Origin of the sequence: Vibrio ouci (genome assembly GCF_004551525.1) — a bacterium.
Taxonomy (GTDB): domain Bacteria; phylum Pseudomonadota; class Gammaproteobacteria; order Enterobacterales; family Vibrionaceae; genus Vibrio; species Vibrio ouci.
Map to the genome: position 1 here is coordinate 13,193 of NZ_SATR01000016.1, position 22,935 is coordinate 36,127.

Below are 22,935 nucleotides of genomic sequence, written 5' to 3' on the forward strand. Positions count from 1 at the left end.
AGTTAATACAGGGTTGAAAAGTTATGCGCGTGCTTCTTGAGCTTCGTCTTCTTGGTCGCACTGGTTTGGAATTGTGCAGCCTTGACCTTGTTGAGGTAAGTAAGCCGCGATTGCTTTCGGGTATAACCAACCACCGAAACAAGCACCAGCAATAGGAGCAAGAATCGGAACGATGAAGTATGGAATATCTTTAGCACCAGTTAGCGCGTATTCCCAGCCAGCAAAGTAAGCGAATAGTTTCGGACCAAAGTCACGAGCAGGGTTCATCGCGAAACCAGTTAGTGGGCCTAAAGAACCACCAATCACGGCGATAAGAATACCGATCAGCAGTGGGTTCATTGCACCGCGAGAAGCACCATTACTTTCATCACCCAGAGCCAAAATAACGAACATCAGCACAGCAGTAATAACAAACTCCACAGCAAAAGCGCCGAAGAAAGAGAGTGAAGCGTGTGGGTATGTTGAGAAAATACCTGCTGTTGCTAAGGCATCTTTGCTGTCACGAGCAAAGCCATGAGCAATTTCGTAGTCAGTAAATAGGTTGCTGTATAGGGCGTAAACCAGTGCCGCAGAACAGAATGCCCCTAATAGCTGTGAGAGGATGTAAGGGATGACTTTCGCTTTATCAAAACCATGGAATGCCGCAAGGGCGATGGTTACTGCTGGGTTAATGTGCGCTCCTGACACACCGGCAGTACAATAAATAGCGATGGCGACGCCGAAGCCCCACATGATACTAATTTCCCATTGTCCAAATGTCGCTCCAGTTAATACCAAAGCAGCCACACAGCCAACGCCAAAAAAGATCAGTAGTCCGGTACCGATAAACTCGGCCAAGCATTCACCTAGTAGGGTAGGTTGTTTGTTCGTTGTCATTTTTAAAGTCCTTTGTCGTTTGTGCTTATCTAGCACGGTGACATTGTGCATATTTAAGCGAGTTCGAAAATAAACGAACATTAAAAGTGAGCGTTTGAGCATAAAATTGTTAATCAACCCCACTTTATTTGTTAAATAACGCAGCTTTTAGAACAAAAGTGAAACTGATATGAACGTAATTGCTCGAAGAGGAAATTAGAAGTGGCTAAATTAACGCTGAATCACGCATATCACAACTGGTAAGATGAGTCTGCAAGCGGGAAGTGTGAAGGTGGTGCGGAATTGGTGAATAGTTATCCAGCCAAACAAGAGCCAAAAAAAAGGCTGGCACTTTCATGCCAGCCTTAGGTTTATTCGTTTTCGCTTAGTTGTTGCTGTGAAGCTCAGAGTTTAGTTCAACAGCGGTTTTGTTTGCTAGACATTCGATTTGACCCGTTACTGAGTTGCGACGGAATAGTAGGTCAGAAACACCAGCAAGGTCGCGAGCCTTAACCACTTCAACTTCTTTGCCTTCAGCAATCATACGAACTTTAGAACCTGCTGTTACGTACAAACCAGACTCAACCGTACAACGGTCACCTAGTGGGAAACCAAGACCTGCGTTAGCGCCTAGCAGTGAGTTTTCACCGATAGAAACAACCACTGTACCGCCACCAGATAGTGTGCCCATGATAGAAGCGCCACCACCGATGTCTGAACCGTTACCAACAACAACACCAGCAGAGATACGACCTTCAACCATGCTTACGCCTGTTGTACCTGCGTTGAAGTTGATGAAGCCTTCGTGCATAACCGTTGTGCCTTCACCCACGTGCGCACCAAGACGAACGCGTGAAGTGTCAGCGATACGAACGCCAGTTGGAACCACGTAATCAACCATTTTAGGGAACTTGTCTACACAATCTACCGACAGTGCGCGACCTGCTAGGCGAGCTTCGATTTGACGATCAGCAAGCTCAGGCAGATCGATAGGGCCTTCATTAGTCCATGCAATGTTGTGCAGTAGACCGAAGATACCATCAAGAACAGTGCCGTGTGGCTGAACTAGACGGTTAGAGATAAGTTGTAGCTTAAGGAAACCTTCAGCAACCGATGTTGGTTTCTCGTCTGTAGCAAGTACAACAAGTACTAGCGGTTGTGAAGATTGCGCCGCTTTTGCTGCGAAAGATGCGTTTGCAGCGTCGCCATTTGCTTCAAATGCTGCCGCTAGATCTGCGCTTTGCGCTGCTGAGATCTCGATAGCTTGGTTGCCTTGCTCGTAACCAGCAACTTTCGCTACTGCTTCAACAAGCGCGTCAGCTGGATTTAGAACTGGGTTAGGGAAAAATGCTTCAATGATTTTTCCGTCACGGTTTTTCGTTGCCGTACCAAAGGCTAGAGAAAAGTAAGCCATGTTGAATCTCCATGTTTTGAATTGGTTGTGAGAGCGTCTTTGCTCTTTCAAATTAAGTTAGAGTCATCATAAAGAGAGGCGATTTGACTTTAAAGAGCAGAGCTAGAGAAAGTCTGTAAGCCGATATTTTTTGTCTCTTTAGAGATATGTTTGTCTGTTAAGAAATGTCGGGGTTTCTTGAGCTTGTGCTCGTTAAAACCTAAGAACATCAGATAAATAGGGCTTTGTAAGCTTGCTCTATCCCTTCGATGAGCATTTGCATTCCTATCACCGCAAGAATTAACCCCATCATTCGAGTAATCACGTTTAACGCACTTGGCCCTACCGCTTTTACGAAACGTTCACCGAAAACAAAAAGAACGTAGGTCAGCGCACACAATAGGCCGAAAGCAATAATGGTAATGACGGTTTCATACACTCCCCCCGTTGTTGCAAAGTTCATTGCGGTCGCGATAGTGCCTGGGCCAGCTAAGATTGGCATTGCTAACGGTGAGACAGCAATACTCAAGGCGGCATCTTTTTGTGCGTCTGAGTTCACCTTCTCTTTGGTTGTACTGTGTGTCGAGTCTCCTTGCAGCATATGGAAACCAATCAAAAAGACCAGTATTCCGCCGGTGATACGCAGGGCGTAAAGGGTGATGCCAAAGAGATCGAAAATGACTTTTCCTGAAATGGCAAATGTCGACACAATCAAGAATGCGATCAATACCGAGCGAAAGGCCACTGACTTAGTCGTTTCTCGGTCGTTGCCATTGGTTAAGCTAAGAAAGATAGGTGTATTCGCGACAGGGTTCATGATCGCAAAAAAGCCCATAAAGACCGTTATGGTGTGAATGATCAGCTCTTTCATATTATTCCTTTAATAGAGGTTGAGAGGTGTCACTTTGCTATTTGTGTAGGCTAGATATTAAATCAACGCTGGACAAAAAACAGCCAATTTATCAGAAGGGTTACAAGGTGTTCTCAAAGTGCAGAACGATAAGAAATAAGCGCGAGTGCAGGTGTGCGATTTATCTATATTTGAGCAAAAAGAAAACCCAAAGCGGAGCTTTGGGTTTCGATTTAAGACTTTACTTAGAACTGATTGGCGTTTGCGCTTTTCGCGCTTAGTGCTTTTTAGCTTTATATCTACCAACCGTCATACCCGTTGAGCATGGGTATGGTAAGCAAGTGATTACTTGCTTAGGTCTTCTGCGTGCTCAGATAGGAACGCTGCAACACCTTTTGGAGATGCGTCCATACCTGCTTTACCTTCTTCCCATTGTGCAGGACATACTTCGCCGTGCTTCTGGTGGAAGTTAAGAGCGTCAACCATGCGTAGCATTTCGTCGATGTTACGGCCTAGTGGTAGGTCGTTAACAACTTGGTGACGTACTAGGCCGTCTTCGTCGATTAGGAAAGAACCACGGAAAGCAACGCCTGCTTCTGGGTGCTCAACGTCGTAAGCTTTACAGATTTCGTGCTTAACGTCAGCTACTAGTGGGTACTTAACTTGACCGATACCGCCATCTTCGATAGCAGTGTTACGCCATGCGTTGTGAGAGAACTGAGAATCGATTGAAACACCGATTACTTCAACACCTTTAGCTTGGAAATCAGCTAGACGGTTGTCGAAAGCGATTAGCTCAGATGGGCAAACGAAAGTGAAATCTAGTGGGTAGAAGAAAACTACTGCTTTCTTACCTTTAGTGAACTCTGCAAAGTTGAAGTTATCAACGATCTCACCGTTACCTAGAACAGCTGCAGCAGTAAAATCTGGGGCTTGACGACCTACTAGTACCATTTTTTTGCTCCTAAAATATATGGTTAGTTCCAAACCAAGATAAGTATGATTGGTTTGGTCCGTGTTTGTACGCGACAAACTATAGTACAAATTGTAGTATGTAAAAAAGCGAATTAAATAGATTAAGTTAATCGAAAAAAGCGATAAGCCGTTTTTTATTAACTTGGTCAATATCCAGTCAGATTTTATCGATATATCTATGAATAAGTGGCCTAGTCTCAAACAATTACATTATCTCATCACCCTGCATGAAACTCGTCACTTTAGTGAAGCGGCTGAAAAGTGTTTTGTCAGCCAGTCGACCTTAAGTAAAGGTATCCAAAACCTTGAAGAACTGATTGGCTGCCCTCTTTATGAAAAGAAAGATAAGAAAAGCCCATTGGTCTTTACCCAAGCAGGTGAGCTGGTGGTCCAGCAAGGTCGTGAGTTGCTGGCTAAAGGCCAAGATCTTGTCGAGCTTGGTCGCTTGTGCCAAGGGGATGAGATGGAAGGGCAGCTGCGCGTGGGTTGTATTCCAACGATCGCGCCTTTTTTATTGTGTGATTTAGTCCAAGAGGTCAATCAACGTTTTCCTCAACTGAACTTATTACTAAGAGAAGATACCACAACTAACCTTCTTGATGCACTGCGCCATGGTGAGCTAGATGTGTTGATCTTAGCCTTGCCAGTTGAGATTGACGGTATGGATAGCCGCATAGTCGGCAATGACCCGTTCAGAATGATCATCAGTCAAAATCAAGCGGACGCAATCCGAACCCCAATCAAGTACGCCGACTTGCCGAATGAGTTTGTCTTCTTATTAGAGAAAGAGCACTGTCTAACAGAACACGCCGTTTCTGCATGTAAGCTAACTGATAAAGAGAAGATTAACCCATTCTCCGCCACCAGTTTGCACACCTTAGTACAAATGGTTGCCAACGGTATGGGCACCACCTTTATTCCGCAAATGGCCATCGACCATGGTCTGATAGAGAACCAAAACTTAGTCGTAGTAGATGCACCAGGACAGCAAGCACATCGCCATATTGGCCTAGTTTGGCGTCCAAGTTCATCGCGTGTGAGTACATTTGATCAATTAGCAGATGTTGTTTCTGAGCTACTTTAGCGATAAGTAGTAGTCCAAATATCCCGTAAACCCATAAAAAGCACACTGGTTTTAGTGTGCTTTTTAGCATTTTATTCTGTTGGTGAACTTTGACTTGTAAAATTTCACAACAGAATCTTGATGAAGCTTTCATTAAATTGTGAAATTTCACAGTGTGAATTTTACAACTCATAATTTTCTTCTTGTTTGATGAGGCGGTTGCATATCACCGTTAAGCCCAGTCTCATCTATGTTTCCCTTCGGATTATTAAAATCAAACGCCTGTTTGAAACGGTTTTACACTCCTAATTTCACTGTAATTAAATTACGTAAGTAGTTACGTTTTGGTGATCGAAATCAATGGTTTGCGTGGCGCGGAATAAAACTTCGAATTTAACGTTTTGTTTACTTTAGTACTTTTACTCTAGTGTGGTTTGGTATAGCTTAAATGTAAGCCCAGTAAGACTTATGTCTAGATTGAAAAGCTCATTCGAGTCGGTCAATCTAACTGGCAAGACAACAAGAAACCTAGTCAGGTGACAATCAGTAAGGATGTTTGATTGTTGTTTGATAGTTACAAATGTAATTAAGGTGACGTTCCGCTCGATGTGTTTATCGAAAGGTTCATAAAGGAAAAAGATTATGCTTGCTAATACACCAGATAGAGACAAAACAACAGTAGAAGCCCAAGAACCCCTACTAAACGAAGGCATGCTTAGTGTCACTGGTACCCTTTCACCAGAGCACCAAGCGATTTTCCCTGTTGAAGCCCAAACTTTTTTATCTCTGCTGTGTGATAAGTTCGCTAGTCAGGTTGAACAACTGCTTACTGCTCGTGAAGAGAAGCAAGCAAAGATCGATGCTGGTGAGCTGCCGGATTTCCTAGAGGATACGCAAGATATCCGTGAAGGAAGCTGGAAGATCCAAGGGATTCCACAAGATCTACAAGATCGCCGAGTAGAAATCACAGGTCCTACAGACCGCAAAATGGTGATTAATGCACTGAATGCCAATGTAAAAGTATTCATGGCGGACTTTGAAGACTCGATGGCACCCGCTTGGAGTAAGGTGCTGGATGGACAGATTAACTTGCGCGATGCAGTTAACGGCGACATCAGCTATACCAATCCGGTTAATGGCAAGCACTATGCGCTGGAGTCCGATCCAGCGGTTTTAATCTGCCGAGTACGTGGTCTACATCTAAAAGAAAAACACGTGACATTCAACGGTCAGATTATCCCAGGGGCGCTGTTTGACTTTGCGCTTTACTTTTACAACAACTACGCCAAATTGTTGAAAAAAGGCAGCGGTCCCTACTTTTATATTCCTAAGTTGCAGTCTCACAAAGAAGCGCAGTGGTGGAGCCAAGTATTCCACTTCACTGAGGACTACTTTGGCCTAGATACTGGCACGATAAAGGCAACTGTTCTGATTGAAACTTTGCCTGCAGTGTTTGAGATGGATGAAATTTTGTTCTCACTCAAAGAGCACATCGTTGGCCTTAACTGTGGCCGTTGGGACTACATCTTTAGCTACATTAAAACTTTGAAGAAACACCCTGACCGCGTGCTGCCGGATCGTCAGGTGGTGACAATGGATAAGCCGTTCCTGAATGCCTACTCGCGTTTACTTGTTCGTACTTGTCACAAACGTGGTGCTTTCGCTATGGGAGGGATGGCCGCCTTTATCCCAGCGAAAGACCCACAAACCAATCAGCAGGTGCTCGATAAGGTCCATAACGATAAGTCGCTAGAAGCAAACAATGGACATGACGGAACATGGGTTGCTCACCCAGGCTTAGCGGATACTGCTCTGGCTGTATTTGACTTGGCATTAGGAGAGCGCATTAACCAGCTAAACGTCTCACGACATCAAGATGCGCCAGTTACAGCAGAAGATCTTCTCGCGCCTTGTGATGGTGAGATCACTGAACAAGGCATGCGTCATAACATTCGTGTTGCGCTGCAATACATCGAAGCGTGGATCTCTGGCAATGGGTGTGTACCGATTTACGGCTTGATGGAAGATGCGGCAACCGCAGAAATTTCCCGCGCCTCAATCTGGCAATGGATTCAACATGGCAAGGCGCTCGATAACGGCCAAACGGTCACTAATGAACTGTTTGAGCTCTACCTTGCAGAAGAAATTGAAGTAGTGAAAGAGGAAGTAGGGCAAGAGCGCTACGAATCTGGACGCTTTGAAGAAGCCGCAGTGCTGATGGCGAAACTGACCACCAGTGATGAATTAACCAATTTCTTAACTATTCCGGGTTACGACTACTTGGACTAAAGGACTCTGTCATCCTCACTATAGGGAATGACAACATATTCAAACAATAACGTGAATCGTCTGCGGCAGAGCAGGAAGTACTGCCAAGGAACAAGGAAACATAGCGCCCGTTACACAACATAAGAAGCGCTCATCAAAAGAGGGATAAACCGATGACTAACTTAACTCGCCGCCAACAAATCGAAGCTCTGGAAAAAGACTGGGCAACTAACCCACGCTGGAAGAACGTTAAGCGTCCTTATACGGCTGAAGAAGTAGTAGAACTACGTGGCTCAATGGTGCCTGCTAACACCATCGCCCAACGTGGTGCTGACAAGCTGTGGTCACTGGTCAACGGTGATGCGAAAAAAGGCTATGTGAACTGTCTTGGTGCTCTAACGGGTGGTCAGGCTGTACAGCAAGCGAAAGCAGGCATCGAAGCGATTTACCTTTCTGGCTGGCAGGTAGCAGCAGATAACAACACGGCTTCAACTATGTACCCTGACCAATCACTGTACCCAGTAGACTCTGTTCCTTCAGTGGTTAAGCGCATCAATAACTCATTCCGCCGCGCTGACCAAATTCAGTGGTCAAATGGTAAGTCGCCAGAATCAGAAGGTGGTATTGATTACTTCCTACCAATCGTAGCGGATGCTGAAGCAGGCTTTGGTGGTGTACTTAACGCTTACGAACTAATGAAGTCGATGATTGATGCGGGCGCAGCTGGTGTTCACTTTGAAGACCAATTAGCGTCAGTGAAGAAGTGTGGCCACATGGGCGGTAAAGTACTGGTTCCAACTCAAGAAGCAGTGCAAAAGCTAGTCGCTGCTCGCCTAGCGGCAGACGTTTCAGGAACGACAACACTGGTTATCGCTCGTACCGATGCAAACGCAGCTGACCTGATTACTTCTGATTGTGATTCATACGATGCGGACTTCATTGAAGGTGAACGTACCCAAGAAGGTTTCTACCGTGTTCGTGCTGGCATTGACCAAGCGATCTCTCGCGGTCTAGCTTACGCGCCATACGCTGACCTAATCTGGTGTGAAACAGCAACGCCGTGTCTAGAAGAAGCGCGTAAGTTTGCTGAAGCGATTCATGCGGAATACCCAGGACAATTGTTGGCTTACAACTGTTCACCTTCGTTCAACTGGGAGAAAAACCTCGATGCAGAGACGATTGCTAAGTTCCAGCAAGAACTGTCGGACATGGGTTACAAGTACCAGTTCATCACGCTAGCGGGTATTCACAACATGTGGTTCAACATGTTCGAACTTGCGCATGATTACGCACAAGGTGAAGGTATGCGCCACTACGTTGAGAAAGTTCAGCGTCCTGAGTTCCAAGCGGCAGAAAAAGGTTACACCTTCGTAGCTCACCAACAAGAAGTGGGTACAGGTTACTTCGATAAGATGACTAACACGATTCAAGGTGGTAACTCTTCAGTCACTGCATTGACGGGGTCAACCGAAGAAGACCAATTCTAAGAATCCCTAGCCATTAGTACCGCATCTAGTGAGCCATAATACGCAGGCTTTGGCTCACTAGACTTTGGGTATGGATATTCTGTTTAGGCATAAACTTTGACATGCTTTTGAGCGGCTTTCGCCGCTCTTTTTTATTTAAAGCTTAAAGAAGCTCAACAGTTCTTTTTGTTTCACTGCCAGATTCGATAGCTCATCACTGGCTCGTTTACTGTCTTCGATACCTGATACGTTTTTGTTCACCAGATCAAACGCTTGAGATACATTTTCTGAGATGTCTTGAGTCACGCCTGACTGCTCTTCTGATGCTGTTGCTACTTGCGTGTTCATATCTGAAATCAGTGACACGGAATCGGTAATTGAAGAAAACGCGGAGCGAAGCTGTTCGCTGTATTTACGAGAATCTTCAGCAAGGGTTAAGTTAGACTGCATATATTGATTCGCGTCTTTCGCTTGAGCTTGTAAGCGCGAAATGATCTCTTGAATATCAACCGTCGATTGTTGCGTTTTCGCCGCTAATGAGCGGACTTCATCTGCTACTACTGCAAAGCCTCGACCTTGCTCGCCAGCACGCGCTGCCTCGATTGCTGCGTTCAGTGCGAGTAGGTTAGTCTGCTCCGAAATGGAGTTAATTACTTCAACTACGGTGCCGATCTCGACCGAGTACTCTTGCAATTGATTAACGATCTTAGAGGTTTCTTCGATGGAGCTGTCTACTTTCTGCGAAACCTCGTCGGAAGAATCGAGTATACGGCCACCTTCAACCACATTATTGGTGGCATCGCTAGCGGCTGTTTCTGCGTTTGCCGCGTTTTGGCTCACTTCAGACGCGGTGCTTGATAGCTCATTGATGGCGGTTGCGATCTGTTCAACTTGGCTTAGCTCTTGTTGAGCGTTATTTTCTGTTTCAGTCATGATGCCTGTTAATGACATCGATGAAGAGGAAACGTTATCAGAGATTTGATGGAAGCCCTCGATGATACGGCGTAGCTCTTGGCGCATCTGTAGAATATTGGCGTAGATGCCCGTTTCGTTACCAGACGTAGTGATTTGAGTAGAAAGATTACCTGAGGCCACTTCAGCAACCATCTCTTGGATCTGACTAGGTTCACCACCGACAACTTTCAGCACGCTACGATAGATGGCGACAGCGATACCCATTGCACTGATGACCACGATGATAGAAAGAACAATCAAGGTTATTTGAGCGCTGGCAAAGCGTTCAACCATTTCAGGGCCGACGGAGTCCTGCTTATCCTTGGTGGCGAGTTTTATCTCTTCTATCGTCCTTGCAGCTGAGGCCCCCATCACATCCAAGGTTCCCGAGATGATCTGATTGCGGGAGTTGATGGTTTGGACCACTTCGGCAAAAGTGCTTCGATACTGGTCGAAAGCTTGCTGGAATGCTTTTAGATTCGACACTTGTTGCGCTGATATCAGTTGAGACTCAACTTTATCGGATAACTCGGCAACCCGTGAAAACTCTTTCTCTGCTCGCTCAGCATCACTTTGCGAATTACTGGTTAGAAACTTAGATGCGTAGAGGCGAGACAGCAATAAGTGTTGTTGTAAAGTACCTGCGCTGATTGCCACGTCTAAATCATCTTCAGTTGCCGCTCGGTTCATAATCTCCGTTACCGACTTACGCATATTTAGGCCAGTTGGGTCGAGTTGATCCTTAACTAGTGCATTGCGTTGGTTGACCAACTGGATGACCTGATTAAAGCCGTCTTTATATTGCTTGAGCTGATTTTCAATCGAGACGAAATCTGATTTATGTAAATCGTCTAGGTGTGAGTCAAGGACGCCTTCAATTAAGCTGATAGAGGTGGTGACTCGCTTATCTAGCTCTGCAATATTCGCGGTGTCATGATTTTTAATGTACTTAAGCGCAGCGAGGCGAGCCTCTAGAATATTTGCTTGAATTCTACCGGTGGAAACACTGGTTAACGCAAGAGCTCGATAGGTGTTAAAACCGTCACTTGACTGATAAAAACGCAGTGAAGCAACGACTGAAATGATCAAAATAAGGCCTAGGATTACCCCAAACCCTAGAGTTAATAGTTTTTTAAGGCTCATACCAATGTCCCTGTTTGGCGTTAGTGAGGAATAGGTTTGAACTGACGATATGTACAATTTGATTGATATAATTATAAGTAAATTATAATGGGGATATTTGGATTCTGCTGATTTTGAAACAAGGAAATCTAAATAAGCTGATAAGGTAGAACTTAAATGGCTGAAGGTTTAGGAAAATTGCTGACATTAACATCGTAGATGTCAGCAATTTTGGGGCGTTAATGGCGAAGATAAGAGAGCAGTCGTGAGCGATCGGGTAATGCACTCATTGCGCCTTTTTTCGTGGTTGCTAATGCGCCGCAGATATTGCCCCAGCGAACGGCTTCAATCACTTTAGCTTCATGCTGCCAATCATCATGCTGGGAGAGGTAGGCAAGTAAGCCACTGACAAATGCGTCTCCAGCTCCTGTCGTATCGACAACGTTGACGGATATTGAATCGACTTGGTGTTGCTGACCGTTAACGATCGCCAGTGCGCCATTTTCTCCTAGGGTGATGAGCACCAGAGGAATCGAGTAGTGAGATAGCTCTGTTAATCCCTCATCAAGAGAGCAAGTCTCCGTTAAATAGAGTAGCTCTTCTTCTGAAAACTTAACCACGTCTGCCATTTCAATCGCACTCATCACAACGGGACGAATCTCTTGCGGCTGCTGCCATACTTCATCACGTAGGTTGGGATCAAAGCTGACAAAGCCATTTGCCTCTTTCATCGCTTTCATTGCTGCTAAGGTCGTTGAACGGCTCGGTTCATTCGCTAAGGCAATCGAACAGCAGTGAAGCCATTGGTTAGCTATAAACGAAGGGATATCAGAGAGCTGAGTGAATTGGTCAGCGCTAGGCTTAACCATAAAGGTAAACGAACGCTCACCTTGGTCGTCAAGATCAACAATCACGGTAGAGGTTCGTTGCTCAGGGTCGAGTTTGAGGCTTGTTGTATCAACATTTTCTTTGTTAAGCACATTCGCCATAAATCGGCCCAGAGGATCATCTCCAACTCGGCCAAAAAAGGCACAGTCACCACCAAGGCGAGCAATCCCGACCGCAACGTTCGCCGGTGCGCCGCCCGGACATTTTAAGTAGCTATTGTCGCTATCTGGAATCAGATCCACCACTGCATCACCGGTGAGCCAAACTTTGTTCATGATTCGTTCCTTGCAAAGGCGCCCATCGGAGCATAGCAAGATGGGCTAGATCATTGGTGCACCTAGGGGGCGGTGCACCAACGAATTTATGGTTATTGACTATTTTTTATTGGGTTGTAGATATGGGTCAAGACAAAAGCGGTCGCAAATGCACTAGCAATAACCGTTAGATAGCCTAGAACTGCCGTTAATGATTGTGAGTAAAGTAAGATACCCGGAATAAAGGTGATGCCCATACCAGTTGCACTGATGTTTAGCACGTAAGTCACTAATCCACCCACGGCGCCACCGACCATACCAAACATAAACACTTTGCCGTATTGAAGGTTTACACCAAACAGTAGCGGCTCAGTGATACCAAACAGTGTCGACATTGAGGCGCTGTAAGCATTACCTTTCTTAATCTTATCTTTTAATAGCGTTGCAACCGCGATTGCAGCGCCAAATTGACCAGCCATTGAAGCCGTACCTAGTGGCTGAAGTGGGTTTACCCCTGTTTCATTAAGCAGGCCGATTTCAATCACGCCTAATGCGTGGTGCAGACCAGTGATAACGATCATCTGCTGTACAGCACCATATAGGATGTAACCTAGACCAAGTGGCAGGTCGAGTGCTATGCGTACCAATGATGTACAGCCGTGCTCAATGGTTTGTAGGATTGGGCCAAAGCCGAACAGGATGACGAATACCGCAATGGTGATGGTCAAAAATGGCGTAAAGACTAAGTCCATACTGGCTGGAATAAAGCGTCGCAGGTTACGCTCTAAGTAAGAGACAAACCAACCGGCAAAGATTGCAGGCAGTACCGTACCTTGGTAGCCCACCAGTGGGAAGTTGATACCAAGCAGATTGACCATCATTGGCTCTGCGCCACCATTAGCAACCACCCAAGCATTAGGCAGTTGCGGAGCAACCATCATCAAGCCCACAACAATGGCGATAATGGCATTGCCACCAAATTTCTTTGCCGCAGAATAAGCGATTAAAACGGGTAAGAAGGCAAAAGCGGTATCGGTCAGCATACTAAATAAGGCTAATGTCTCTGGTGAGAAATCGACGCCTGAGTGCAGCATCATACCGCGTAACCCCATCAATAAGCCGGTCGTTACTAGCGCTGGGATAAGCGGAATCAAAATATCAGCAAGCGTACGAACGACTTTGTGGCTTGCCGTCATATCGGCAAATGCATCTTGTTTGAAGTCGTTCGTTTCAAACTCACCACCCAAGGCGCGCTTAAGCGAATCATAGACATGAGAAACCTTACCAGTACCAATGATGAATTGGTGTTGGCCTGACTGGTAAAAGTAACCGCTGATTTGGTTAATCTCTTTTGCTTTATCAGTATTGACCTTGTCATTGTCTTTAAGGATGAGGCGCAGGCGCGTAGCACAATGCTCAGCGTTGCGGATGTTGTCTAGGCCCCCGATACTATCCAGTATCTCGGTTACGGTAGCGTCATAATTCATTCTGTTCACCACTTTATTATATTGTAAGGTAGGTTAGCTGGGTATCGAGGTCTGCACCTTTTTCAGTCGATATAGTTAGCTGGTGGTTTTCTTGCTCAGGGAAGAAAAGGCAGGTAAATACATCTCGGCCATCATTTATATAAATTTCAATTATGCTTTGATCGCAAATGAAGTGAATATTATTAATGTCGTAGTCTGTTTGGTGTTGACGTTTATTTCCATACTCCCAATCTTGGGTATGATGGTCATATAACGCTCTATCTAAAGTAATGGTATTATTATTGATAGTCAGCGTTAACTCTTTACCACTTTGTGTTTGCAATGAAATGGTTATATTTTTCTCATTAGATAAGTTATTAACCTCTAAAGAAAACGATAAACTTTCCAGTTCAACTCCTTGATGATTTAATTGATATCCATGTTGTTTTATTAATGAATCGGAATTAATAATGTTTGGTCGTTGAATAAGTCGATTATTTTCAACGGTTAGTTCTCTAGTCAGCGTCAAGCAGTTAATCCAACCCTGTTGTTCGCTAGGCAAGTGTTCATCAGTCCCTGCCCATGCAATCAGTGTTTGTTTCTCTGGTGCATTAGCCATGGTTTGTGGCGCGTAGAAATCAAAGCCACGGTCAAGCTCGTCCCAATGGCTAACAGTGAACGTAAGCTGCTCGAAATTCACTTGGCCCAAGCAGTAAATAACGTTGAATTTATTGTGGAAGCGAGTTCCATCAGCAGTCACGCCTTGTGGAGAAAAGATCAGCACGTCATGACCATCGACTTCTAGCAGGTCAGGGCACTCATACATGTAGGCATCAAGAAAGTCGCCATTGACTTGAATGTCCAGCGTCCCTTTGAACTCCCAGTCGAGTAAGTCAGGCGATTGGTACACGATGATCTCACCGCTTAAATCGGCTTCTCGCTGAGCGCCTAGCAACATAAAGTAGTGACTACCACGTTTAACGATTTTTGGATCGCGTACATGGCCGGTGTAGCCTTGTGGTACTGACTCAATCACCGGGTTGAGAGCGTGTTTAGTCACTTGATTGTTTTTATCTAAGATCGCTAAACACTGGTTGGCATCGCGTTCATCACCACGTTTAACATTGCCGGTGTAGAATAGGTAACTACGATCATTTTCAACTACGGCACCACCTGAATAAGCACCGTGAGACTCATAACTTTCTAACGGGGTTATTTTTGAACCATGTTCAGACCAAGTTAATAAATCATTAGAGCTCAAGTGCATCCAATGTTTCATTCCATGATAAGTATCAAATGGAAACCATTGGTAAAATAAATGATATTGGTTATTAAAATAACAAAAACCATTCGGATCATTTAATAACCCATGCGGTGGACTAATATGAAATAATGGGCGAAATAAAGTTTTTAATTTTATTTCCTCAAAATTTTTATTATCTAATTCCGTTGCCGTGTTGATGGTTTTATATTTTTGTTGTTGCACGTTACTTACCTAATAACCTTGGGTTGAAGAAATCATAGAGAGCTTGATAAAGGGTGAAAATAGCGCCGCACTTTTATTCACTCAATTTGACGGCGTTTTGAACAAATAGAGAACAGGTTGTGATGTAACACAAAGTCTTGTTACATGGTGAGAGTTAATATATGACGTTGATTGATAGAAATGTTGGATGGGAGTGCAATGACGATTCGTGATGTAGCCAAAAAGGCAGGAGTCTCTATTGCCACGGTATCTAGAGTGCTCAATGGTAATGAGTGTGTCTCTGTTGAAGCTAAGCAAGCAGTAGAGCTGGCGATGACAGAGCTGAATTATCAAAAGCCTCCGCAGAAACGCAAGAAGCCAACCAAGCTGTTTGCCGTCATTGTGCGCAATATGTCTAACCCGTTTTTTTCACAATTGGTCGATGTATTGGAAGAAGAGGCGTACAAGCATGGCCGCAGCTTATTGTTGTTTAATAGCCGCAATAACCTTCAGCTAGAAAAGACCTTTTTGTCTGAGTGTATTAATCACAAAGTGGATGGGGTATTTCTTGTCCCGCGCTCACTAAAAGAGGAGCACTTAGCGCCATTGAAAGCGTTGCCTTTTCCTGTGGTATTGCTGACAGCAACCGCACCCGGCACCATTAGTATTGGTACTCATCATCAGCATGGCGGCGAGCTAGCTGCGAAACACTTTGTTCAGCAGGGCTATCGGAAGCTGGGTTACATCGGAGCCAGTGATACCAAGTCTGATCGACTGATCGGTTATCAAAACGAGTTGTTTAGGCTAGGCAAAGAAATGCCAATAGAGTCTGTTCTTGCGCCTTATGACTCTGACTCTTTACGTGATTACATTGAAAAATGGATCACGCAAAATTCTCAGCCTATCGAGGCGGTGTTCTGTTCTGATGATATTTCCGCCAGCCATTTGCACAATGCATTACAAGAGCAAAGGGTGAGTCATAGGGTCGACATCATTGGTTTTGATGACACCTTTATTGCTCAGTCACTTGGTTTTTCTAGTATTAAACAGCCAATTAGAAAAATTGCGTTATTGGGTTTTGATATGATGATTGAAGCGATTCAGCAAGGTGAGTTAGCGCAGCGTTTGGTGCTACTAGAGCCAACGCTTTCGGTTAGAAGCCACCCATCATTGCGAGCGGTGTCTCGTCGACCTGAAATCTTGCGCAATGATTAGCAAGTATCATCACGCTATAAAGAGCTACATATTTATAGGAGCTGCTAATTTAGCGTGATGACATCGATGTGGTTAATCAACTTCCTCTGGCTCAACTTCTTCTTGAAGCTCAAGTAAGTTAATTGCAATTGCGACAAAATCGCTATCAGTAATGATGCCAACTAAGTGACCTTTCTCTACCACAGGCAGGCAGCCGACTTTATGCTTTTGCATATAAATCGCACTTTCCTTTAAACCAGCTTGTGGTGAAACTGACATAACGCTGGTTTTCATCACATCGAAAAGTGGCGTGTTGAGCGTATAAGACTGACTTTCTGGGAGCTTTTGTAAGCTAGATTCTTGAGCTGAGAGTACATCTCGTTGAGATACGACGCCAAGCAGTTTTCTATCTGCATCAATGATTGGAATGTGGCGAATATCGAGCGCTTCCATCATGCTTTTTGCATCGGCGAGATTGTGAGAGCGAAGAAGCGTATGAGGGCTACGCGTCATCATTTCTTCTACCTTAATCATGGCTGCCTCCTGAGTTATTATTCTTTGCTCTTTAAATATAGTAATTTTCTTCAACTGAGTTTGAGAGCTAAACCTGTTTTTACTGCTATAACCACGACTTTTTTGTGGTAAATCAACTGGCGAATAATTCAGCAGGGAAATGGATGGGCTTTAGAGCCAATTAAGGCAAATGATTACAATAATTCACATCTCTTTTCTTGATATTGCTCTCATGCACAATATACTAGTCGGCTGCGAAAAACTCGTCGTCTGTTTGTGACAGAATCAGTTCGACTCACAGTAAAACCACGACAAAAGATTAGTAACATGCAAGTATCAGATTTTCACTTTGACTTACCGGATGAGCTTATAGCTCGCTACCCTCAGCCAGAGCGCACTGCAAGCCGTTTACTGCAAATGGATGGCAACAGCGGTGAGCTAACAGATGGCACGTTTACCGATGTACTAGAGCAAGTACAACCGGGTGACTTAGTGGTATTCAACAATACTCGAGTGATTCCTGCGCGCATGTTCGGCCGTAAAGAGTCAGGCGGTAAGCTTGAAGTTCTTGTAGAACGAGTACTTGATGAGAAGAGTATTCTAGCGCACGTTCGCTGCTCTAAATCTCCAAAGCCAGGTTCGACTATTTTTATTGGTGAGAACGACGAATATTCAGCGGAAATGGTGGCTCGTCATGATGCACTATTCGAGCTGAAGTTTAACGCAGAGCAAAACGTATTAGCGGTACTGGAAGAGATCGGCCACATGCCACTTCCACCTTACATTGACCGCCCAGATGAAGACTCTGATAAAGAGCGTTACCAAACGGTTTATAATGAAAAGCCGGGTGCAGTAGCCGCGCCAACAGCAGGTCTTCATTTTGATGAACCTTTGCTTGAGAAGATCAAAGCAAAAGGCGCTGAATTTGCGTATGTTACTTTGCACGTAGGTGCAGGTACTTTCCAGCCAGTAAAAGTGGATGATATCCATGAGCACCACATGCACGCTGAGTACGTTGAAGTACCGCAAGAAGTCGTCGATGCAATCAATGCGACGAAAGCGCGTGGTGGTCGTATCATTACTGTCGGTACAACATCGGTACGTTCACTAGAAAGTGCAGCGCAAGATGCGATTAAGAAGGGCACTGAGCTGGTTCCGTTCTTCGGTGACACCGAGATCTTCATTTTCCCTGGTTACGAATATCAGTTAGTGGATTGTCTAATCACTAACTTCCACCTGCCAGAGTCAACGCTGATCATGCTTGTGAGCGCCTTTGCAGGTTATGAAAATACGATGAACGCGTATAAGCACGCTGTAGAGAACAAGTACCGCTTCTTCTCGTATGGCGATTCAATGTTCATCAAAAAGAAAACGGTATAGATTACTTTGAGAGATTCCTGACATCTCGTACCTCGATTCAGGAATGACAAACGTTGGCTTTGAGAGCCTAATATGTCATTCGATGAGTGAGGCACTGAAACTCCGTCATTCCATAGAGTGAGGGACGAGCGAGTAGGGAATCTCTTATGTTCAGCATTGAGCTGAACGCAAACAATTTACGAGTGCTAGCAGTAAGCTAGGAAGCAGAATAATCGGTTATTCTGCATCTCGCATGGAAGGCGACCGCTCCTCATAGAGCTTAAAGCTCTGAACTTAATGTCAGACTGTTTCTCTGACAACCGGAGGCTTCGTGAAGTTAAAATTCGATCTTAAGAAAAAAGACGGTGTTGCGCGTCGTGGTCAACTGACCTTTGAACGTGGCACAGTTCAAACACCAGCATTCATGCCAGTAGGTACTTACGGTACTGTTAAAGGTATGACACCTGAAGAAGTAAAAGGCACTGGTGCTGAAATTCTTCTTGGTAACACTTTCCACCTATGGCTACGCCCAGGTCAAGAAGTGATGAAAATGCACGGTGACCTGCACGATTTTATGAACTGGCACGGTCCTATCCTTACTGATTCAGGCGGTTTCCAAGTATTCAGCTTAGGTAAGATGCGTACTATCACTGAGCAAGGTGTACACTTCCGTAACCCTGTAAACGGTGACAAGATCTTCATGGACGCTGAAAAGTCGATGGAAATCCAAAAAGACCTAGGTTCTGACATCGTAATGATTTTCGATGAGTGTACGCCATACCCTGCGACACACAACGAAGCGAAAAAATCGATGGAAATGTCACTACGTTGGGCACAGCGCTCACGTGATCACTTCGACAAGCTAGAAAACCCGAACAACCTATTTGGTATCGTTCAAGGTGGTGTTTACGAAGACCTACGTGATGTATCTGTAAAAGGCCTAACTGAGATCGGTTTTGACGGCTATGCAGTCGGTGGCCTAGCAGTAGGCGAGCCAAAAGAAGACATGCACCGTATTCTCGAGCACACATGTCCTCAGTTACCAGAAGACAAGCCTCGTTACCTAATGGGTGTAGGTAAGCCTGAAGACCTAGTTGAAGGTGTTCGTCGTGGTATCGATATGTTTGACTGTGTAATGCCAACGCGTAACGCACGTAATGGTCACCTATTTGTGACTGGCGGTGTGATCAAGATCCGTAATGCGAAACACAAAACAGATACAACTGCATTAGATCCGCACTGTGACTGTTACACTTGTCAAAACTACTCTAAGTCGTACCTTCACCACCTAGAGCGTTGTAACGAAATTCTAGGTGCTCGTCTAAATACGATTCACAACCTACGTTACTACCAGCGTCTGATGGAAAGCATTCGTACGGCAATTGATGAAGATCGTTTTGATGAGTTCGTGCAAGAGTTCTATGAGCGTCGTGGCCGTGAAGTTCCGCCACTGGCAAAAGAGCAATAATCGACAAATTTAAGAATTAGAGCCTTTGGCATTACGCCAGAGGCTTTTGCTAATAAAGTAGGCAAACGCACGCTATTTTTGAGAGAGCGATCTCTATTGGTCACTCTCAGACTTGAAACTAATTGGCGAATGCCCAACTTGGACATTAATAAAAAATAATAGAGGATATTTTAATGTTTATTTCTCAAGCTCACGCAGCAGCAGAAGGCGCACCAGCAGGCGGCGGTTTTGAAATGCTAATCATGCTAGGTATGTTCGCGGTGATCTTCTACTTCATGATCTACCGTCCACAAGCTAAGCGTGTTAAAGAGCACAAGAACCTAATGAGCTCTATGGGTAAAGGTGATGAAGTGCTAACTAGCGGTGGTCTAGTGGGTAAAATCACTAAAATCGCAGAAGACAACGACTACATCTCTATCGAGTTGAACACAAATAACGAAGTCGTTATCAAGAAAGACTTCGTTACTGCAGTGCTACCAAAAGGTACGCTAAAGTCACTATAAACAGCTAAAGGATCTCCGCTGTGCTAAACCGCTATCCAATATGGAAGTATCTGATGGTGGTGTTTACCATCGCTATCGCAGCATTGTATGCACTTCCAAATCTCTACGGTGAAGATCCGGCTATTCAAGTTACAGGGGCGCGTGGCGCCTCTGTAGATATGTCAACGCTGGATTCTGTCACTAAAGCTCTCGATGACCAGGGCTTATCTCATAAATCCATTGCTCTAGAGAATGGATCTATTCTTGTTCGTTTCAATGACACTGACACTCAAATCAGTGCTCGCGATATCATCAACGAAGCGCTTGGCAAAGACAAAATTGTTGCTCTGAACCTAGCTCCTGCGACTCCGGATTGGCTTGAATCTATTGGTGCTGCACCAATGAAGCTAGGTCTTGACCTACGTGGTGGTGTTCACTTCTTAATGGAAGTGGATATGGACGCTGCAATGGAAAAACTGGTTGGCCAACAGGAAGAAGCATTCCGTAGTGAACTACGTGAAGCAAAAATTCGTTACCGCGCAATTCGCCCTGCAGGTAAAGATGGTGTTGAAGTTCTGCTACGTAACGCAGAGCAACTTGCTGAAGCAGAAGCACTACTAAAGAAAAACCATCCGGACATGATCTTTGTTGATTCTGAGTCGAATGGTCGCTTTGCATTGACCGCAACCTTTACTGAGCAACGTCTAACTGAAATTCGCAATTATGCGGTAGAGCAGAACATTACGATTCTACGTAACCGTGTAAACGAATTGGGAGTTGCTGAGCCTCTTGTTCAGCGTCAAGGTGCAAGCCGTATCGTAGTTGAGCTGCCTGGTGTTCAAGACACCGCTCGCGCGAAAGAAATTCTTGGTGCAACTGCAACGCTAGAGTTCCGTGAAGTGGACTCAAAAGCAGACCTAGCTGCAGCGGCAAACGGGCGTGCGCCAGCAGGCAGCGAAATCAAGCAAGACCGTGATGGTCGCCCAGTTGTGCTTAAGAAGCGCGTCATTCTAGGTGGTCAAAGCATTACTGATGCAAGTTCAAGTGTTGATGAATATGGTCGTCCACAAGTTAACATCTCGCTAGATAGCGAAGGTGGTAACAAGATGGCTGCGTTCTCACGCCAGAACATCGGCAAGCTAATGGCAACGGTTTTCGCAGAATACAAAGACAGCGGTCGCCGTACTCCTGAAGGCCGCGTGATTCTGAACAAGCATGAAGAAGTGATTAACCAAGCAACGATTCAATCGGCTCTTGGACGTAACTTCCGTATTACTGGTATCGACTCAGCTGCAGAAGCGCACAACCTAGCACTTCTACTTCGCGCTGGTGCTCTAATTGCGCCTATCTCGATTGTCGAAGAGCGTACCATTGGTCCATCTATGGGTCAGCAGAACATCGATATGGGTATCCAAGCGATGATTTGGGGTATGGTTGCGGTAATGCTGTTTACGCTGATGTACTACCGCAAGTTCGGTATGATCGCTAACGTCGCACTAATGGCGAACCTAGTGTTGATCATTGGTGTTATGTCGATGATCCCGGGCGCGACGATGACCTTGCCAGGTATTGCAGGTATTGTACTGACAGTCGGTATGGCGGTTGATGCCAACGTACTGATCTTTGAGCGTATCCGTGAAGAGCTTCGTGATGGCCGCAGCCCTCAGCAAGCGATTCACCAAGGTTATGCGAACGCGTTTAGTACCATTGCCGATGCGAACATCACTACGCTAATCACTGCGATTATCCTATTTGCAGTCGGTACTGGTGCAATCAAAGGTTTCGCCGTGACACTGTCTATCGGTATCTTAACTTCTATGTTTACCGCTATTGTAGGTACACGTTGTATCGTGAACCTTGCATACGGTGGTAAGCGAATCAACAAACTGTCGATCTAAGGCTAGGAATTAGTATGTTTCAGATTCTAAAAGCAGAAAATACGATCGACTTTATGCGTTGGTCGAAGCTGGCATTTGTGTTCTCAATCCTAATGATTGGTGCGTCAATCTTTACTCTATCAACTAAGTGGTTGAACTGGGGTCTAGATTTTACTGGCGGTACCTTGATTGAAGTCGGTTTTGAACAGCCAGCAAATCTTGAAGATATTCGTGGTGCGCTTGAAGCAAAAGGCTTTGGTGACGCAACGGTACAGAACTTCGGTAGTGCGCGTGACGTAATGGTTCGTCTGCGTCCTCGTGATGACATGGCGGGTGAGACGCTGGGTAACCAGATTCTTAACGCTATCAAGGACGGTACGGGTGAAAGCGTTGAAATGCGCCGTATTGAGTTCGTTGGCCCTAACGTAGGTGATGAGCTTACTGAAGCGGGTGGCCTTGCGATTCTTGTGTCTCTTATCTGTATCCTGATCTATGTATCGGTTCGATTTGAGTGGCGTCTAGCTGCGGGTGCGGTATTAGCACTGGCACACGACGTTATCATCACATTGGGCGTGTTCTCTTTGATGCAAATCGAAGTGGACTTGACCATTGTCGCAGCACTACTAACGGTTGTCGGTTACTCGCTCAACGATACCATCGTTGTATTCGACCGTATTCGTGAGAACTTCCGTAAGATGCGTAAGGGTGAGGCATCTGAGGTAATGAATAGCTCAATCACACAAACATTGAGCCGTACATTGATTACATCGGGTACAACCTTGTTTGTAGTTATCGCACTGTTTACTCAAGGTGGTGCGATGATTCACGGTTTTGCTACCGCACTTCTACTTGGTATTACGGTTGGTACATACTCTTCAATCTACGTTGCTTCGGCACTAGCATTGAAACTGGGTATTACTAAAGAACACCTAATGCCACCTCAAGTAGAAAAAGAAGGTGCTGAATTTGATGAGATGCCATAAGGTATTGAGTCAAAGACCTTAATCAAAGCCGCTGTTCTTC

The 22,935-nt window shown here is 45.1% G+C and carries 18 protein-coding genes; 9 read left to right on the forward strand and 9 right to left on the reverse strand.

What is annotated here, in order from left to right; translation table 11 throughout:
* Window positions 1-21 precede the first annotated feature (21 nt).
* The 4 genes from ELS82_RS11880 to ELS82_RS11895 form a co-directional block, all read right to left on the reverse strand.
* The gene (locus ELS82_RS11880; protein WP_134835665.1) at window positions 22-876 is read right to left on the reverse strand and encodes an MIP/aquaporin family protein; all 855 of its coding nucleotides are present in this window, start codon (window positions 874-876) and stop codon (window positions 22-24) included.
* A 364-nt stretch (window positions 877-1,240) separates the two neighbouring features.
* Window positions 1,241-2,269 (reverse strand): 2,3,4,5-tetrahydropyridine-2,6-dicarboxylate N-succinyltransferase, encoded by a 1,029-nt coding sequence (gene dapD, locus ELS82_RS11885; protein ID WP_134835666.1) that lies wholly within the window; start codon window positions 2,267-2,269, stop codon window positions 1,241-1,243.
* Window positions 2,270-2,477: 208 nt separating this feature from the next.
* Complete coding sequence (locus ELS82_RS11890) at window positions 2,478-3,119, reverse strand: MarC family protein (protein ID WP_134835667.1); 642 nt, start codon at window positions 3,117-3,119, stop codon at window positions 2,478-2,480.
* A gap of 324 nt (window positions 3,120-3,443) precedes the next feature.
* Window positions 3,444-4,052: a peroxiredoxin C gene (locus tag ELS82_RS11895; protein WP_004413049.1), complete on the reverse strand. Its 609-nt coding sequence runs from the start codon at window positions 4,050-4,052 to the stop codon at window positions 3,444-3,446.
* 199 nt (window positions 4,053-4,251) lie between these two features.
* On the opposite strand from ELS82_RS11895, the gene ELS82_RS11900 reads away from it, so the two are divergent.
* From ELS82_RS11900 to aceA, 3 genes are all read left to right on the forward strand, one after another.
* Entirely contained in the window at window positions 4,252-5,157 is a 906-nt protein-coding gene (locus ELS82_RS11900) for a hydrogen peroxide-inducible genes activator (RefSeq protein ID WP_134835668.1), read from the forward strand.
* A 621-nt stretch (window positions 5,158-5,778) separates the two neighbouring features.
* Window positions 5,779-7,425, forward strand: coding sequence for a malate synthase A (gene aceB / locus ELS82_RS11905; RefSeq protein WP_134835669.1), 1,647 nt, complete (start codon window positions 5,779-5,781; stop codon window positions 7,423-7,425).
* 152 nt (window positions 7,426-7,577) lie between these two features.
* The gene (aceA, locus tag ELS82_RS11910; RefSeq protein WP_053440640.1) at window positions 7,578-8,891 is read left to right on the forward strand and encodes an isocitrate lyase; all 1,314 of its coding nucleotides are present in this window, start codon (window positions 7,578-7,580) and stop codon (window positions 8,889-8,891) included.
* 135 nt (window positions 8,892-9,026) lie between these two features.
* On the opposite strand, the gene ELS82_RS11915 is transcribed toward aceA, so the two are convergent.
* From ELS82_RS11915 to ELS82_RS11930, 4 genes are all read right to left on the reverse strand, one after another.
* A complete protein-coding gene (locus tag ELS82_RS11915; RefSeq protein WP_134835670.1) occupies window positions 9,027-10,967 on the reverse strand; it encodes a HAMP domain-containing methyl-accepting chemotaxis protein in 1,941 nt (646 codons plus the stop codon).
* A gap of 218 nt (window positions 10,968-11,185) precedes the next feature.
* Complete coding sequence (cscK, locus tag ELS82_RS11920; protein ID WP_134835671.1) at window positions 11,186-12,109, reverse strand: fructokinase; 924 nt, start codon at window positions 12,107-12,109, stop codon at window positions 11,186-11,188.
* A 92-nt stretch (window positions 12,110-12,201) separates the two neighbouring features.
* Complete coding sequence (locus ELS82_RS11925) at window positions 12,202-13,575, reverse strand: PTS transporter subunit EIIC (RefSeq protein ID WP_134835672.1); 1,374 nt, start codon at window positions 13,573-13,575, stop codon at window positions 12,202-12,204.
* 16 nt (window positions 13,576-13,591) lie between these two features.
* On the reverse strand, window positions 13,592-15,040 hold the full coding sequence (locus ELS82_RS11930; protein WP_134835673.1) for a glycoside hydrolase family 32 protein: 1,449 nt from the start codon (window positions 15,038-15,040) through the stop codon (window positions 13,592-13,594).
* Between the two features lie 198 nt (window positions 15,041-15,238).
* On the opposite strand from ELS82_RS11930, the gene ELS82_RS11935 reads away from it, so the two are divergent.
* On the forward strand, window positions 15,239-16,234 hold the full coding sequence (locus ELS82_RS11935; protein WP_134835674.1) for a LacI family DNA-binding transcriptional regulator: 996 nt from the start codon (window positions 15,239-15,241) through the stop codon (window positions 16,232-16,234).
* 72 nt (window positions 16,235-16,306) lie between these two features.
* Here ELS82_RS11935 and ELS82_RS11940 read toward each other — a convergent pair whose 3' ends face one another.
* The gene (locus ELS82_RS11940) at window positions 16,307-16,747 is read right to left on the reverse strand and encodes a CBS domain-containing protein (RefSeq protein ID WP_134835675.1); all 441 of its coding nucleotides are present in this window, start codon (window positions 16,745-16,747) and stop codon (window positions 16,307-16,309) included.
* Window positions 16,748-17,053: 306 nt separating this feature from the next.
* Between ELS82_RS11940 and queA the strand changes: the two genes are divergently transcribed.
* The 5 genes from queA to secF all read left to right on the forward strand — a co-directional run bounded on the left by queA (window position 17,054) and on the right by secF (window position 22,895).
* Complete coding sequence (gene queA, locus ELS82_RS11945) at window positions 17,054-18,106, forward strand: tRNA preQ1(34) S-adenosylmethionine ribosyltransferase-isomerase QueA (RefSeq protein WP_134835676.1); 1,053 nt, start codon at window positions 17,054-17,056, stop codon at window positions 18,104-18,106.
* A 310-nt stretch (window positions 18,107-18,416) separates the two neighbouring features.
* Entirely contained in the window at window positions 18,417-19,553 is a 1,137-nt protein-coding gene (tgt, locus tag ELS82_RS11950) for a tRNA guanosine(34) transglycosylase Tgt (protein WP_004413064.1), read from the forward strand.
* A 173-nt stretch (window positions 19,554-19,726) separates the two neighbouring features.
* A complete protein-coding gene (gene yajC, locus ELS82_RS11955; RefSeq protein ID WP_134835677.1) occupies window positions 19,727-20,056 on the forward strand; it encodes a preprotein translocase subunit YajC in 330 nt (109 codons plus the stop codon).
* A gap of 20 nt (window positions 20,057-20,076) precedes the next feature.
* The gene (gene secD / locus ELS82_RS11960) at window positions 20,077-21,933 is read left to right on the forward strand and encodes a protein translocase subunit SecD (protein ID WP_134835678.1); all 1,857 of its coding nucleotides are present in this window, start codon (window positions 20,077-20,079) and stop codon (window positions 21,931-21,933) included.
* A gap of 14 nt (window positions 21,934-21,947) precedes the next feature.
* On the forward strand, window positions 21,948-22,895 hold the full coding sequence (secF, locus tag ELS82_RS11965; RefSeq protein WP_134835679.1) for a protein translocase subunit SecF: 948 nt from the start codon (window positions 21,948-21,950) through the stop codon (window positions 22,893-22,895).
* Window positions 22,896-22,935 lie beyond the last annotated feature (40 nt).